Source organism: Ensifer sp. SL37 (assembly GCF_026672675.1).
GTDB classification, from domain to species: domain Bacteria; phylum Pseudomonadota; class Alphaproteobacteria; order Rhizobiales; family Rhizobiaceae; genus Ensifer; species Ensifer adhaerens.
Window position 1 is genome coordinate 279,506 of record NZ_JAPPRN010000001.1, and the last position, 13,528, is coordinate 293,033.

At 63.0% G+C, this 13,528-nt stretch carries 14 protein-coding genes; 2 read left to right on the forward strand and 12 right to left on the reverse strand.

Annotation, left to right across the window (positions count from 1 at the left end):
* Positions 1–6: 6 nt before the first annotated feature.
* The 6 genes from OVA00_RS01340 to osmF all read right to left on the reverse strand — a co-directional run bounded on the left by OVA00_RS01340 (position 7) and on the right by osmF (position 6,150).
* A complete protein-coding gene (locus OVA00_RS01340; protein ID WP_034799520.1) occupies positions 7–1,164 on the reverse strand; it encodes a Gfo/Idh/MocA family protein in 1,158 nt (385 codons plus the stop codon).
* A 241-nt stretch (positions 1,165–1,405) separates the two neighbouring features.
* Positions 1,406–2,218, reverse strand: coding sequence for a pirin family protein (locus tag OVA00_RS01345; RefSeq protein ID WP_090295900.1), 813 nt, complete (start codon positions 2,216–2,218; stop codon positions 1,406–1,408).
* 79 nt (positions 2,219–2,297) lie between these two features.
* Positions 2,298–3,035 carry an ABC transporter permease gene (locus OVA00_RS01350; RefSeq protein ID WP_268087720.1) on the reverse strand — a complete coding sequence of 246 codons (738 nt, stop codon included), beginning with the start codon at positions 3,033–3,035 and terminating at the stop codon, positions 2,298–2,300.
* Positions 3,035–3,973, reverse strand: a complete 939-nt coding sequence (locus OVA00_RS01355) for an ABC transporter ATP-binding protein (RefSeq protein ID WP_034799514.1) — start codon at positions 3,971–3,973, stop codon at positions 3,035–3,037. The genes OVA00_RS01350 and OVA00_RS01355 overlap by 1 nt, the downstream gene beginning before the upstream one ends.
* Entirely contained in the window at positions 3,970–5,139 is a 1,170-nt protein-coding gene (locus OVA00_RS01360) for an ABC transporter permease (protein WP_060601441.1), read from the reverse strand. The genes OVA00_RS01355 and OVA00_RS01360 overlap by 4 nt, the downstream gene beginning before the upstream one ends.
* A 99-nt stretch (positions 5,140–5,238) precedes the next feature.
* Positions 5,239–6,150: a glycine betaine ABC transporter substrate-binding protein OsmF gene (gene osmF, locus OVA00_RS01365; RefSeq protein ID WP_134887177.1), complete on the reverse strand. Its 912-nt coding sequence runs from the start codon at positions 6,148–6,150 to the stop codon at positions 5,239–5,241.
* A gap of 335 nt (positions 6,151–6,485) precedes the next feature.
* On the opposite strand from osmF, the gene OVA00_RS01370 reads away from it, so the two are divergent.
* Entirely contained in the window at positions 6,486–6,953 is a 468-nt protein-coding gene (locus OVA00_RS01370; protein WP_060518257.1) for a hypothetical protein, read from the forward strand.
* Positions 6,950–8,326: an FAD-containing oxidoreductase gene (locus OVA00_RS01375; RefSeq protein ID WP_192372786.1), complete on the forward strand. Its 1,377-nt coding sequence runs from the start codon at positions 6,950–6,952 to the stop codon at positions 8,324–8,326. The genes OVA00_RS01370 and OVA00_RS01375 overlap by 4 nt, the downstream gene beginning before the upstream one ends.
* 26 nt (positions 8,327–8,352) lie before the next feature.
* Here the strand turns inward: OVA00_RS01375 and OVA00_RS01380 are convergent, their stop codons facing one another.
* The 6 genes from OVA00_RS01380 to OVA00_RS01405 form a co-directional block, all read right to left on the reverse strand.
* Positions 8,353–9,504: a M20 aminoacylase family protein gene (locus OVA00_RS01380; RefSeq protein WP_060586197.1), complete on the reverse strand. Its 1,152-nt coding sequence runs from the start codon at positions 9,502–9,504 to the stop codon at positions 8,353–8,355.
* A 10-nt stretch (positions 9,505–9,514) separates the two neighbouring features.
* Positions 9,515–10,279 (reverse strand): ABC transporter ATP-binding protein, encoded by a 765-nt coding sequence (locus OVA00_RS01385; protein ID WP_268087721.1) that lies wholly within the window; start codon positions 10,277–10,279, stop codon positions 9,515–9,517.
* Positions 10,280–10,315: 36 nt separating this feature from the next.
* The gene (locus OVA00_RS01390) at positions 10,316–11,017 is read right to left on the reverse strand and encodes an ABC transporter permease (RefSeq protein ID WP_060586196.1); all 702 of its coding nucleotides are present in this window, start codon (positions 11,015–11,017) and stop codon (positions 10,316–10,318) included.
* The gene (locus OVA00_RS01395; RefSeq protein ID WP_034799489.1) at positions 11,017–11,730 is read right to left on the reverse strand and encodes an ABC transporter permease; all 714 of its coding nucleotides are present in this window, start codon (positions 11,728–11,730) and stop codon (positions 11,017–11,019) included. Before OVA00_RS01395 ends, OVA00_RS01390 begins: the two co-directional genes overlap by 1 nt.
* A 160-nt stretch (positions 11,731–11,890) precedes the next feature.
* Positions 11,891–12,691, reverse strand: coding sequence for a transporter substrate-binding domain-containing protein (locus OVA00_RS01400; RefSeq protein WP_034799485.1), 801 nt, complete (start codon positions 12,689–12,691; stop codon positions 11,891–11,893).
* 27 nt (positions 12,692–12,718) lie between these two features.
* Complete coding sequence (locus tag OVA00_RS01405; RefSeq protein WP_034799482.1) at positions 12,719–13,522, reverse strand: dimethylarginine dimethylaminohydrolase family protein; 804 nt, start codon at positions 13,520–13,522, stop codon at positions 12,719–12,721.
* Between the last annotated feature and the right edge of the window lie 6 nt (positions 13,523–13,528).

Here is a 13,528-nt window from a genome sequence, read left to right on the forward strand (position 1 = left end):
CTCCCCTTACGCCGCGCGGGAATGCAGGGCTTCGTCGAAACGGTCCCATATGGGCCGGAGGTCTATGACGCTCTTCTTGCGCCGAGCCTCGTCCATGGAGAGCGCCAGAATGCCGGCTTCCAGCGCATCGCGCGTCGAAACCGGCAGAGGTCGGCCGTCGCGGACGTGGCCGATGATGTCGGTTGCCATCTGCTCGTCGGCACCATAGTGCTGCGACAGTTCGGTGGCCTTGTACTTGTTCTCGATGACCTTCTTGCCGGTCAGCATCTCGTGCACGTCGAAGTAACCGCGGATGAAATCGCCCTCGGCCATGCCGCGCGAGCCCATGATGCAGAAGCGGCGGAACTGATCCGGCACGTTGAGATTGGTGTGGAAGTTCATGCCGACGCCGTTGGCGTATTCGACGATCGCCACCTGGTAGTCGATGATGTCGCCGTCGCTGTCGAAGACCTTGTCGGACCCCATCCAGCCGCTCGGCTTGCGATGGAAGAGTTCGAGGTCGTTGATGCCTTCGCGGGCCGGGTCGTTGGCAGGGATGAAGCTCTTGCGGCCGCCGAAGCTTGCGACGCGTTCCGGCCGGGCTCCGACGACGCCATTGTAGAGGTCGAGGTCGTGGCAGCATTTCTCCAGCATAAAGCTGCCGGAATAGCGCTCGTAGCGGCGCCAGTCGCGCATGAAGAAGGCGCCATGGTAGGGCTCGATGTGCTCGGAAGCCTCGATCGAGACCACCTGCCCTAGCTTGCCTTCGGCAAGCGCCTGGCGGAGGTCGCGGTACATCGGCGCGTAGCGCAGCACGAGACCGACCATCAGCCGCTCATGGCCAAACTTCGCCATCAGCGCTGCGAGTTCCAGGCTTTCCTGGATCGTGGTGACGATCGGTTTTTCGCTGAAGACCTTCAGGCCGGCTTCAAGGCCGATCCGGATGTGGTCGAGGTGCATGTGGTTGGGCGAGCCGATCATCAGGAGATCGAGCTTCTCGTTGGCGATCAGTTCTTCGGGCGTCGCGTAGGCCTTGCCAGGCGAGATGCCTTTTTCGGTGAGCGTGGCCAGACCGGCCGGGTTCGGATCGACGTATCCGGCGATTTCGAAGCTCTCGTCCATGGCCTTGAAGACATAGCCGAGATAACCCAAACGGAATCCGAGTCCGATGATGCCAACTTTCATGCTCGTCCTGTTCCCCTGCCTTTTGGCGTAATTTATTTTCGCAGACTGGGACAGTTTTTTCAGGCCGTCAACTCAAATCCGCATATTTTGTAAAATTGTGAAATTCATTTTCATATCTCAGGCAAATGCCGACAAAGCAGGCATTCTACAGACAACCAAGAAGGGTGCACGCATCGCAACTCTACGGCAGGAGGAAAGCGGTCCAGACCACTGCACGTTGCGTGAGGGGTCGCTGATCCACTTAGCTCCTCCGTCGGAGACGATCGCGCAAGCGTAGCAGTGTCAGCAAGGTCCGCGCCAGAACGGGTGACGGGATCTTGGGATGATCGCCGACCGTCCCCTTGCGCGCTAACGGCGCCCGCGGATCGATCAGGAACGCGACGATCAGCGCGTTGCCGATGCCGACGAGGTCCAATGGTCCGTCCGACTGGTGGAGCCCCTGATCTCCCTCGTCAAACCGGACGCCCCCGACTTCCACCGAACCGGAGAACACATAGAAGTAAAGGTGCCTCCCCTCCTTCCGGGGAAACGCCACCTTTGCCGTCGCCTCGAGCCTGAGATCGAAGAAATCGATGGCGTTGCGGAAGTAGAATGGCGCTCCCTCCCCCTCGGCCCCAACGAGATGCCGCCAGCAATTGAGGGGCGCCGGCTCGATCGGACCGTACTGAATGTTTGGCGGGAGATCGACGCTATGGGGGCGCACGAGAATTTGCAGCATGCGCAGCGGAGGATCACCAGACAAGGTTTCCTCCGAATGCCAGAAGCTTTGCCCGGCGTTCATCACCATCAGATGCGCGCGATCGGTGACCAGTCTGCCGGTCGCCCGGTCGTCGTGGCGCATGACCCCTTCCGGCACCCATGACAGGATCTCGTCGTTCCTGTGCTCGTGCATGGCGACCAGCCTGCCAGGATCCAATATCGTTTCAGCGACCATCGCGAGCGGTCCGTAGCCATGATCGCGCGGCCATGGCAACAGCCAGCCGGGCATGTTGAGCCTGACCTTGAATCCACCCATGTCCCTGACAACAGGACTTTTGGCGCCGCGGTAGAGCATCGGCCATCCTAACACGGGTGACCGCAGTTTGCTGCGACAGCCGGCCGATTGCCCGGCCGCGCGTCGCCACCGCCTGCGCCTAGCGCCCCATCCGCGCAGCAAGCTTCCGCTCCGCCGCCTGCAACCCATCGTGCAAAAGCACCGCAAGCGTTGCGACGATCAGGCCGCCCTGGACGACGAAGGAAAGGTTGTTCGATTGCAGCCCGGCGATGATTACTTCGCCGAGTGTTTTTGCGGCGACCGTCGATCCGATCGTGGCGGTTGCCAGGCTGATGACGACCGAAAGCCGGATACCCGCCAGGATCACCGGCATCGCCAGCGGCAACTCCACCTTGAGAAGCCGCTGGCCGCTGGTCATGCCGGCGCCGCGCGCCGCCTCCATGACGGAGGAAGGCAAGGTCGTCAGCCCCGTCAGCGCATTCTCGAAAATCGGCAGCAGGCCATAGAGAAAAAGCGCGATCAGCGTCGGCTTTTCGCCGAAACCGAAGATCGGAACAGCGAGCGCAAGAACCGCGACGGGCGGAAAGGTCTGACCGATATTCACCAGGCTGCGCGACAGCGGCAGGAATTCTGCTCCGGACGTGCGCGTGACGAGAATGGCAAGCGCAAGCGCAACCAGCGCGGCCGCTGCCACCGCCAGCGCCACCGTGCGCAGATGCAAGAACGTCAGCTGCAGCAGGCTTCCCTGGTTGTAGATGACGGGGGCGTTTTCCTGCACCAGCGGCCGCAGCAGCGGCTCGAACCAATGGGGCTGCAGCAGGAACGCGACGAGAACCAGGAAAACCGCGATGCGAATGAGAGTGGCGAGCTTCGGCATCAGGCTGGACCGGCCGCGCGTTTGGCCAACCCCTCCAGGCTGACCCTGCCGATTACGGCGCCGTCGGGACCTGCCACCGGCAACGCATCTCGTCCGGACCAGAGGAGTTCGGCCAGGGCTTCCCTTTGGCTGGCATCGCTCGATATCGGCGCGCCTTCGGCGGCCCCGGGCTCAACCGCGCTCGAGACCGGCGCGATCGCGAGCAGGCGGTAGGGCCGTTCTCCCGCCCCGATCAGGCTTTCGACGAAGGGCGTGGCCGGTTTCAGCAGCATTTCGGCGGGGGTCGCGTACTGCACCACTTTGCCCTTGTCCATGACGGCAATGCGATCGGCGAGGTGAAAGGCCTCTTCCATATCGTGGGTGACGAGAATGATCGTCGTCTGGAAGTGTTTCTGGATGGCAAGCAGGTCGTCCTGCGCCTTGGCGCGGATGATCGGATCGAGCGCCCCGAAGGGCTCGTCCATCAAGAGCACCTTCGGCTCGGCGGCAAGCGCCCGGGCAACGCCCACACGCTGCTGCTGGCCGCCGGAAAGCTCGTGTGGGAAGCGTGGACCGAAATCGGCGGGATCGAGTTGGAAAAGGCGCAGGAGTTCTTCCACCTTCGCATCGATGCGCGCCCGTTCCCATCCGAGCAAGGTCGGCACGGTCGCGATGTTCTGGGCTACGGTGCGATGGGGAAACAGACCGTGCCCCTGGATTGCATAGCCGATCCGCCGGCGCAACTCATAACCGGGCAGCGAACGATTGTCCTCGCCATCGAGACGGATCGCGCCCGAGGTCGGCTCAACCAGCCGGTTGACCATGCGCAAGAGCGTGGTCTTGCCGGAGCCGGAGGTGCCGACGACGACGGTGACGGTGCGCGGCGCGATCGTCAGGCTGACGTCGTCGACAACGGTGCTTTCGCCATATCGCTTGGTGATGTTCTCGATCTCGATCATGCGGCCTCTGCCTGCCTGGTGTTGGGTGTGGCCATCTCGATCACCGCGTCGAGTACGATCGCCGCGGCGAACGCCAGCACGACCGTCGGGACGGCGCCGAGCAGCACGAGGTCCATCGCGGTCTGACCGACGCCCTGAAAGACGAAGACGCCGAAGCCGCCGCCGCCGATGAGCGCAGCGATGGTCGCAAGGCCGATATTCTGGACGAGCACGATGCGGATGCCGGTGAGGATCACCGGGAAGGCCAGCGGAAATTCGATGCCGACCAGCCGCTGCCAATCGGTCATGCCGATGCCACGCGCGGCATCATTCGCGTCCCGCGGAACGCCTGCCAGACCGACGACGGTGTTGGCGACGACAGGCAGCAGCGAATAGAGAAAGAGCGCAACAAAGGCCGGGGCAACACCGATGCCACGAATGCCGATCGCAGCCGCACCCGGCACATGGAGGGCGATCCAGCCGAGCGGCGCGATGAGAATGCCGAAGAGCGCAATCGACGGGATCGTCTGGATCGCGTTCAGGACGCCGAGCAACCCATCGCGCAGCCGCGTGACGCGGTGGCAGAGGATGCCGAGCGGGATGCCGACGAGGGTCGCAGCCACGAGCGAACCGAGCGCCAGGGTCACATGCTTGCGGCCCTCCGCCCAAAACGTGTCCACCCGGCTTGCATATTCCTTGAGAATCGACAGGCCGTCCCAGGCGCCGGCGAGAAGGATGGCCGAAGCAAAGGCCAGCACGACGGCGAGAACGACGATGCGCACGAAGGGCGCCGGGCGCAGTCGCGTCAAGGCGTCGGCGGCGAGCAACCCGAAGGCAAAGAGCATGATCCAGAAGCCCGAAGCCGGCGAGACGCGGGCATAGGTGTTGGCTTCGGGTGTCAGATGCGTGGCGGCAACGCCGATGCCGAGCGCCAGCGCGGCGAGCGCGACAAAGGCGGCAGCGAGACGTAGGTAAGCGGGCGATCGGACCAGCGCGACGATGACCGCGCAGACCACGATGCCCAACAGCACGGCACTCCACCCCGAAGGCAGGGCGTCGGCCACCGACTTGACCTCACCGGCGACGATACGGTTGGCACGAAACGTTGCAAAAGGCGCTATGAAGGCGCCGCCGAGCGCCAGGGCCGCAATGATCGCTCCGAGCTTGTCAAAGCGGAGTGCTTTCAAACCACATTCCCTCCCCGCCTGTGCCGGCGCATCTCCGGCACCTGCAGGCCTATCCCCGGAACGCCAGCCATCCGACCAGCGTCCCGGATCTCCGTCAACTTATTTCAGAAAGCCGTTCTTCTTCAGGAAGTCCTCGGCGACCGCCTTGGCCGGTTCGCCGCCGACCTGCACGCGACCGTTCAGGTCTTGCAGCGTCACCAGGTCCAGTTTCTCGAACACGGGCTTCAAGAGTTCCTCGATCTGCGGGTTTTCCTTGAGCACCGCTTCGCGAATGATCGGGGCCGGCTGATAGACGGGCTGGACGGCCTTGTCGTCTTCCAGGACCACGAGCCCGGACGGGGCGATGCCGCCGTCGGTGCCATAGACCATGGCTGCGTTCGCACCGTTGGTCTGGTTCGCCGCGGCCGCGATCGTTGCCGCGGTATCACCGCCGGAAAGCGTGATCAGTTGGTCCTGCTTCAAGGTGAAGCCGTAGGTGGTTTGGAAGGCCGGCAGTGCGGCGGCCGAATTCACGAATTCCGACGACGCCGCGAGCACGACCTTGCCGCCGCCAGCGATGTACTTGCCGAAATCGCTCAGCGTCTTCAGCTTGTTTTCGTCAGCGACTTCCTTGCGTAGGCCGATCGCCCAGGTGTTGTTGGCCGGCGATGGCGTCAGCCAGACGATCTTGTTGGCGTCATAGTCGAGCTTCTTGGCCGTCTCGTAGCCCTTGGCTGCATCCTTCCAGACCGGATCGTCGGCCTTTTCGAAGAAAAAGGCGGCATTGCCGGTATACTCCGGATAGATGTCGATCTCGCCGGCGGTGATCGCCTTGCGTACGACCGGCGTCGCCCCAAGCTGGACGCGATCGACCGTCTTTATGTTGTTGGCGTTGAGCACGGCAAGGATGATGTTGCCGAGCACGCCGCCCTCCGTGTCGATCTTCGAGGATACGACCACATCGGCGCTCGCCGCGGCGGCAGTCAAGGTCAAGGCAAGGGCAGTTCCGATAAGCAGTCTGGTCAGGCGCATAGGTTTCTCCTCGGATTTCGATGCGCAAGTTTGATCACGGAACGTCCGCTCCGTCGGGGCAAGCCATTCCATATATGTCAGCCCCCGGCAAAAAATAGGGTTGCATCCAGAGACTGTGGCAGGCGAATATTTTCCTACATTGATAAACACGATCGAAAGCATAGACTACCGTTTATGGCGGTAGCTGATTGGGCGTTGCAATCGCCGGCGTTGTCGGCCACTCTGATCGCGGCCCGCCAGAAACATCCGCTTTCACTCTTGGTTGCGATGCCGCTCGACCCGAACCGCTTGGGGGCTGGTGGCTTGGGTTCGCCCGGCGAACGTTCGGGGACACGATGTCGATCTATTTTCTGACGCTCATTATCGGCGTGGTCGCTGGCCTGCGCACCATGACCGCACCCGCCGCCGTCAGTATTGGCGCAGCCGCGGGATGGCTGCCGCTCAGCGGTACCTGGGCGGCCTTCATGGGCTTTCGCTTCACACCTTACATCTTCGGCCTTCTGGCCCTGGTGGAATTCGTCACCGACCAATTGCCGAGCACACCGAGCCGAAAGGTGCCGCAACAGTTCGGCGCCCGCATCGTCAGCGGCGCGTTCTGCGGGGCCGCGCTCGGATTGACCGGACATGCTATGCTCCAAGGATTGGTCGCCGGCATCATCGGTGCCGTCATCGGCACGCTCGGCGGCTATGAAGCCCGCAAGCGCCTCGTCGCGGCCATCGGCGGCAAGGACCTGCCGATCGCCCTTCTCGAGGATGCTGTTGCCGTTCTCCTCGCACTCTGGGTGGTGTCCTCGGTCTCATGACGAAACATTTCGACGCAATCATCATCGGTGCCGGCCAGGCCGGCCCATCGCTTGCCGGCCGGTTGACGGCAGCGGGCAAAACCGTCGCGCTGATCGAGCGCAAGCACTTCGGCGGCACCTGCGTCAACACCGGCTGCATGCCGACAAAGGCGATGGTCGCGAGCGCCTATGCCGCGCATCTGGCGCGACGGGGCGCGGACTATGGCGTGACGACCGGCCCCATCACCATCGACTTTACCCGTGTCATGGCGCGCAAGGACACGGTGCGGTTCACGTCCCGGGGAAACATCGAAAACTGGCTGAAAGGCATGGAGAACTGCACCGTCTTCGAAGGCCATGCGCGCTTCGAAAGCCCGCATGAGATCCGAGTCGGCGACGCGCTGCTCTCGGCCGACCAGATCTTTCTGAATGTCGGCGGACGCGCCGCAACCCCGGATTTCCCTGGTGTCGCCGAGGTGCCCTATCTCACCAACGTCTCGATCATGGATCTCGACACCCTGCCCCGCCACCTGATCGTCGTCGGCGGCAGCTATATCGGACTCGAGTTTGCGCAGATGTTCCGTCGCTTCGGCTCCGAGGTCACCGTAATCGAGAAGGGGCCGCGGCTGATCGGCCGGGAGGATGCGGACGTTTCCGACGCCATTCTCGCGATCCTCGAAAAAGAGGGCATCCAGTTTCGCCTCAATGCCGAATGCATCCGCTTTGCCAGGAGCGGCGACGATGTCGTCGCCGGCGTGGATTGCACGGCGGGCGCACCCGAGATCGTCGGCTCTCACCTGCTGCTGGCAACCGGCCGCCGGCCGAACACGGACGACCTCGATCTCGACCGGGGCGGCGTCAAGACCGACACCCGCGGCTATGTCGAAGTCGACGAGACGCTCAAGACCAACGTACCGCACGTCTTCGCGATGGGCGACTGCAATGGCCGCGGCGCCTTCACCCATACGGCCTATAACGACTTCGAGATTATCGCCGCCAATCTGCTCGACGGAGAGGCGCGGAAGGTCAGCGATCGCATTTCAACCTACGGCCTCTTCATCGATCCGCCGCTCGGCCGCGCCGGCATGACCGAGACCGAGGCGCGCAAGTCGGGGCGCAAGCTGCTCATCGGTACGAGGCCGATGACCCGCGTCGGCCGCGCCGTGGAAAAGGGCGAGACTGAAGGCTTCATGAAGGTGATCGTCGACGCCGACAGCAAGGAGATCCTCGGTGCATCGATCCTCGGAACGAGCGGCGACGAGGCAGTGCAGAGCATCCTCGACGTGATGTATGCGGGCAAGCCCTACACGACGATCACGCACGCAGTTCATATCCACCCAACCGTGTCGGAACTGATCCCGACGGTCTTCGGCGACCTGCACCCGGCCACCTGAGCGGCCGGGCAATTGATGCCGCGCGCTTAAACGAGCGCTGCGCGTGCGAGCTGGTAGAAATAGGTCGCGCCGCGCTCAAGGATGTCGTCGTTGAAATCGTAGCGGGTTGTGTGCAGCCCGCTGCTGTCGCCATTGCCGATCAGCACATAGGCGCCCGGCACCTTTTCCAGCAGGAAGGAGAAGTCCTCGCTGCCCATCAGCGGCTCGGGCAGTTCGACATAGGCATCCGCGCCGAATGTGTCGGCGATCACCGCACGCGCATCCTCGACAGCCTCAGCATCGTTGATCGTCGCGGGATACCCGACCTGCCAGTCAAAGACGGCTTCGGCGTTGTAGCTTTCCGCCTGCAGGCGGGCGACCTGCTCGACGCGCTCCTGCAACTGCTTGCGGACAACAGGATCCATCGCGCGCATGCTGATTTCCAGCACTGCGGTATCCGGAATGATATTCGAGGCCGAACCCGCCTGGAACGAACCGACCGTCAACACGGACGGCTGGTGCGGCGACACATTGCGCGACACCAGCGTCTGCAGCGCCATCACCACGCTGGAACCGATGACGACCGGATCGACCGTCAGTTCCGGCTGGGCGCCGTGGCCGCCCTTACCCTTGATCGTCAGCGTCAGCACGTCGATCGATGCCGCCATGGCACCGGCGCGGCTGGAGAACTGGCCGACTGGAAGACCCGGCCAGTTGTGAAGCGCATAGACCCGCTCGCAAGGGAAGCGCTCGAAAAGGCCGTCTTCGATCATCAGCTTGCCGCCGCCGAAGTTTTCCTCGGCCGGCTGGAAGATCAGATGAACCGTACCGTTGAAGCTTTCGTCCTTCGACAGCGCCCAGGCAGCCCCGAGCAACATGCTGGTATGACCGTCATGGCCGCAGGCATGCATCGCGCCCGGATGCTTGCTCTGATAGGCAAGACCGGTTTCCTCCTGCATCGGCAGCGCGTCCATGTCGGCGCGAAAGCCGATGGCGCGGTTGCTGTTGCCACGCTTCAGCGTTGCAACGATGCCGGTTGTCGCAAGACCGCGGGTGACCTCGAAGCCCCAGGACTGCAGCAGTTCCGCAACGAACTCGGAGGTCTTCACCTCGGAAAGGCCGATCTCGGGCATTTCGTGCAGCTTGTGGCGGATATCGACGAGTTCGGGCAGGAACTCGGAAAAATTGGTGTCGCGCATCGGGGTTTCCTCAAGCCATCTGCAGGAACTGGCGCAGGCGCGCCGATTGCGGGTCACGCATCATCTGCTGGGGGGCGCCGCGTTCTTCGACCAAACCCTTGTGCAGGAAGATCACTTCGCTGGAGATATCACGGGCGAGTGACATTTCGTGGGTGACCATCACCATGGTGCGGCCCTCTTCGGCAAGCTTCTTGATGACGAGCAGCACCTCGTTGACGAGTTCCGGATCGAGCGCCGAGGTCGGCTCGTCGAAGAGCATCACTTCCGGCTTCATTGCCAACGCGCGGGCGATTGCCGCGCGCTGCTGCTGACCGCCCGAGAGCTGATTGGGATAATGGTCGCGCTTGGGCGTGATGCCGACCTTCTCCATCAGCAGTTCGGCTTCGCCGATCGCATCCTTCTTGGTCATGCCGAGCACGTGGATCGGCCCTTCGATGATGTTTTCGAGAATGGTCTTGTGGGACCAGAGGTTGAAGCTCTGGAACACCATGCCGAGGCGCGTGCGGATATGTTCGAGCTGCCGCTTGTCGGCTGCATGGAACTTGCCGTCCTTGCCCTTGACGGTGCGGATCACCTCGCCCGAGACGGAGATCTCGCCCTCGTCCGGCGTCTCCAGATAGTTGATGCAGCGCAGAAGCGTGCTCTTGCCCGAGCCGCTGCTGCCGATCAGCGAGATGACGTCGCCGGACTTCGCCTCGAAGGAGGCGCCTTTCAGCACCTCGACGGACCCGAAGCTCTTGTGAATGTTCTTCACCGAAAGCGCTGATGCGACCATGTTCATTCCTCTCGCGCGCCGTGGCGCGTCTCCTCTTTATGCCTTCGCCGTGCGGTAGCGCGTGAGCCGCTTCTCGACGACGCCCATGATGCGCGTCAGGATGAACACGACGGTGAAATAGATGATGCCGGCGGCAATCAGCGGTTCGAAGATCAGCAGCGACTGGCGCTGCAGCATGCGGGCGGTGCCCATGACCTCAAGAATGGTGATGGTCGAGGCAAGCGACGTCGTCTTCAGCAGGATGATCAGGTCACCCGTCAAAACCGGCAGGCACGAGCGGAACGCCTGCGGCAGGGTGATGCGGCGCAGGACCATCGACGAGCGCATGCCGATCGATTTTGCCGCCTCGATCTGGCCGCGCGGGATCGCCTTGATCGCGCCGCGGATGACCTCGGCATTGTAGGAAGCCTGGTTGAGGCTGAGTGCAAAGATCGCATACCACAGGCCGTCACGCAGATAGGGCCAGAGGAAGCTATGGCGCACCCAGGTGCCGGGTAGGATTTGCCCGAGGCCGTAATAGATCAGGTAGATCTGCACCAGAAGCGGCGTGCCGCGGAAGGCGAAGGTGAAGACATAGGCCGGAACCGAAAGCACGCGGCGACCGGAAAGCCGGGCGAGCGCCACGAGCGTGCCGATGACGAGGCCGAAGACGCCGGCGACCGCCGTCAGAAGCAGCGTGAGCGGTGTCGCCTTGATCAGCGCCGGCAGGAAGCCGACGACGTTGGAGATCGTTTCCATCAGTTGTGCCCCCGATTGAGGCGGCGCTCGATCTGGGCGATCACCAGGACGGAAACGAGCGTAATTGCCAGAAACAGAATGGCCGTCAGCCCGTAGAAGAAGATGTACTGCTTGGTGCCTGCCGCCGCGCGATAGCCCGTGTAGAGCAGCTCGCTGAAGGAGCCGAGCACGCTGATGATGGCGCTTTCCTTGGTGATAGACAGCCAGAGATTGCCCATGCCGGGGACCGCGTGGCGCATCATCTGCGGGAAGATGATGCGGGTGAAGACCTTGCGCCTATTCATGCCGATCGAAACCGCCGCCTCGATCTGGCCCGGCGGCACGGAGAGGAAGGCCGAGCGCAGCACCTCGGTCATGAAGGCGCCGGAGACGAAGGCGAGCGCGATGATCGCCGCCCAGAACGAGCTGAACTGAAAGGTTTCGGCAACGAGCCCGAAGTGCTTCAACAGCCGTTCCGCCCCGCTCGCGACCGAGAAATAGAGAAGCAGGATGACGAGCAGCTCAGGCAGCGAGCGCACGACCGTCGTGTAGATATCGGCAAGGAAACGCGGGATCCGGTGCTTCGATAGTTTGCCGGCAGCGCCCAGGAAGCCGAAGAGAACCGCAACCGCATAGGCGACCACGGAGACCTGCAGGGTCATCACCAGGCCCCAGGCGAAATCGTCGCCCCAGCCCTCGCCGCCCCAGGCAAGCAATTGCCAGTAATAGTCCATCCGTCGTTACCTGTTCCCGATTGTCCCGTCAGCCCCTACGCCGCTGCCCGATCGGTGCGGGCAAGGTGGCTGTAGCGGTTGCTGCGATGGTGCCCCGGCGCTGCGGCCGGTTTTGGCGAATGAGGGCGGCGACGCTGGCCGCCGCCCTCCGAAATCCGGTTTACTTCTTGCCGAAGATCCACTTGTCGACGAGCTTCTGCGTCGTGCCGTCCTTTTCGAGCGCGGCAAGGCCGGCATTGACCTTGTCGAGGGTCGCAGCGTCACCCTTGCGGACGGCATAGGCGACGCCTTCGCCGAGCGTGACGTTCTTCGGCACTTCGACCTTGACCTCGTAGTCGGCGCCTTCAGGCGTCTTCAGGAAGGTCTGGATGTAGAGGTCGGGGATGAGCACGTAGTCGACGCGACCGGCGATGAGGTCGGCGACCGAGTTGTCGGCGGTGTCGTAGCTCTTGGCTTCGGCGCCGGTCAGGTACTTGGCGACATAGGCCGACTGCACGCTCGACGTCTGCACGCCGATGATCTTGCCCTCGACGCTTGCCGGGTCGATGATCTTGCCAGAACCGTCGGCGGCGTCGGCCGTCTTGATCTCGCTCGTGTCACCCTTGGAGCCAACGAAGGACGTGCCTTCGGTGTAATAGGGCGTCGAGAAATCGACGACCTGGCGGCGCTCGTCGGTGATCGAGAAGGCGCCGATGATGAAATCGACCTTGTTTTCCTTCAGCGACGGGATGAGACCGTCCCAGGCCATCTGGTTGATGTCGCACTTGACGGCCATCTTCTCGCAGAGCGCGCGGGAGAGATCGGCTTCAAGGCCCTCCCACTCGCCGCCGGCGTTCACCTGGGTGAAGGGCATGTAAGGCTCCGGCGTCATGCCGAGGCGCAGCGTCTCCTCGGCAAACGCGCTGCCGGCAGCCATGGAAAGGGCGATCCCTGCGAACAGGGCGGTCTTCAACGTCTTCATATGTTCCTCCTCGGGGATTGCGTCGGATCAGAGCGTGTTGCTGAACCAGCGTAGCGACATGCAGGAAAGACCTGCGTCGATCTTGCCGATCTCCGTCGTCTTCATCGGCACGACCTTGTAGCCGAGCTTGTCGAGCATCTCGATCGTGCGCGGGAAGTCCGAGCCGACCATGACGACGTCGTTGACGCGCAGCGCATTCGCTGCCGGCTCTTCGCCTTCGGGAATGATCACCTGCTTGAAGCGCTCGAAGGCGCCGGACTTGGCGAGGCGCGCGGTCGAAAGCACGGTCTCGTCGTCGAGCAGCGAGCAATCGGTCTTGAAGTGCAGCACGCCTTCAGGCGTGGCGACGATCTCGCTTTTGCGACCGAGCTTGGTCAGGCAGGCCTGAAGTGCTTCGGCGCCAACCTTGTTGGTACGGGCCGAAAGGCCGATCATCACGCTTTCGCGGGTGGTCAGAACGTCGCCGCCATCCGCAAAGCCGGTGCCTGGCAGATCGAGAACCGTTTCGAACATGGCGCGAAGCGTCGGCTCGATCTCCGGCGTTTCCTTGACGCGGGTTTCGGCACCCGGACGCAAGAGGATCGCGCCTTCGGTGAAGACCAGCGCCGGATCTTCGACGAAGATCGAGTCCGGGAAGGCTTCGAGCGCCGGCAGCACCGTCACCTTGACGCCCGCGTCCTTCATCGCCGCGATATAGGCATCGTGTTCTGCCTTTACACCTTCGAAGGTGGGGTTGCCGCGGTCATCGGCGCGAAGGCCGTTGACGACCGACTTCGACGGGGTGCGGACGATGATGTTGTTGAACTGGTAGACGGGGCGTGACTGCGACATTTGTAG

Coding starts and splice junctions, on each gene's coding strand:
- OVA00_RS01340 (WP_034799520.1), bottom strand. CDS start 1,164: ATGAAAGTTGGCATCATCGGACTCGGATTCCGTTTGGGTTATCTCGGC.
- OVA00_RS01345 (WP_090295900.1), bottom strand. CDS start 2,218: ATGCTCTACCGCGGCGCCAAAAGTCCTGTTGTCAGGGACATGGGTGGA.
- OVA00_RS01350 (WP_268087720.1), bottom strand. CDS start 3,035: ATGCCGAAGCTCGCCACTCTCATTCGCATCGCGGTTTTCCTGGTTCTC.
- OVA00_RS01355 (WP_034799514.1), bottom strand. CDS start 3,973: ATGATCGAGATCGAGAACATCACCAAGCGATATGGCGAAAGCACCGTT.
- osmF (WP_134887177.1), bottom strand. CDS start 6,150: ATGCGCCTGACCAGACTGCTTATCGGAACTGCCCTTGCCTTGACCTTG.
- OVA00_RS01370 (WP_060518257.1), top strand. CDS start 6,486: ATGTCGATCTATTTTCTGACGCTCATTATCGGCGTGGTCGCTGGCCTG.
- OVA00_RS01375 (WP_192372786.1), top strand. CDS start 6,950: ATGACGAAACATTTCGACGCAATCATCATCGGTGCCGGCCAGGCCGGC.
- OVA00_RS01380 (WP_060586197.1), bottom strand. CDS start 9,504: ATGCGCGACACCAATTTTTCCGAGTTCCTGCCCGAACTCGTCGATATC.
- OVA00_RS01385 (WP_268087721.1), bottom strand. CDS start 10,279: ATGGTCGCATCAGCGCTTTCGGTGAAGAACATTCACAAGAGCTTCGGG.
- OVA00_RS01390 (WP_060586196.1), bottom strand. CDS start 11,017: ATGGAAACGATCTCCAACGTCGTCGGCTTCCTGCCGGCGCTGATCAAG.
- OVA00_RS01395 (WP_034799489.1), bottom strand. CDS start 11,730: ATGGACTATTACTGGCAATTGCTTGCCTGGGGCGGCGAGGGCTGGGGC.
- OVA00_RS01400 (WP_034799485.1), bottom strand. CDS start 12,691: ATGAAGACGTTGAAGACCGCCCTGTTCGCAGGGATCGCCCTTTCCATG.
- OVA00_RS01405 (WP_034799482.1), bottom strand. CDS start 13,522: ATGTCGCAGTCACGCCCCGTCTACCAGTTCAACAACATCATCGTCCGC.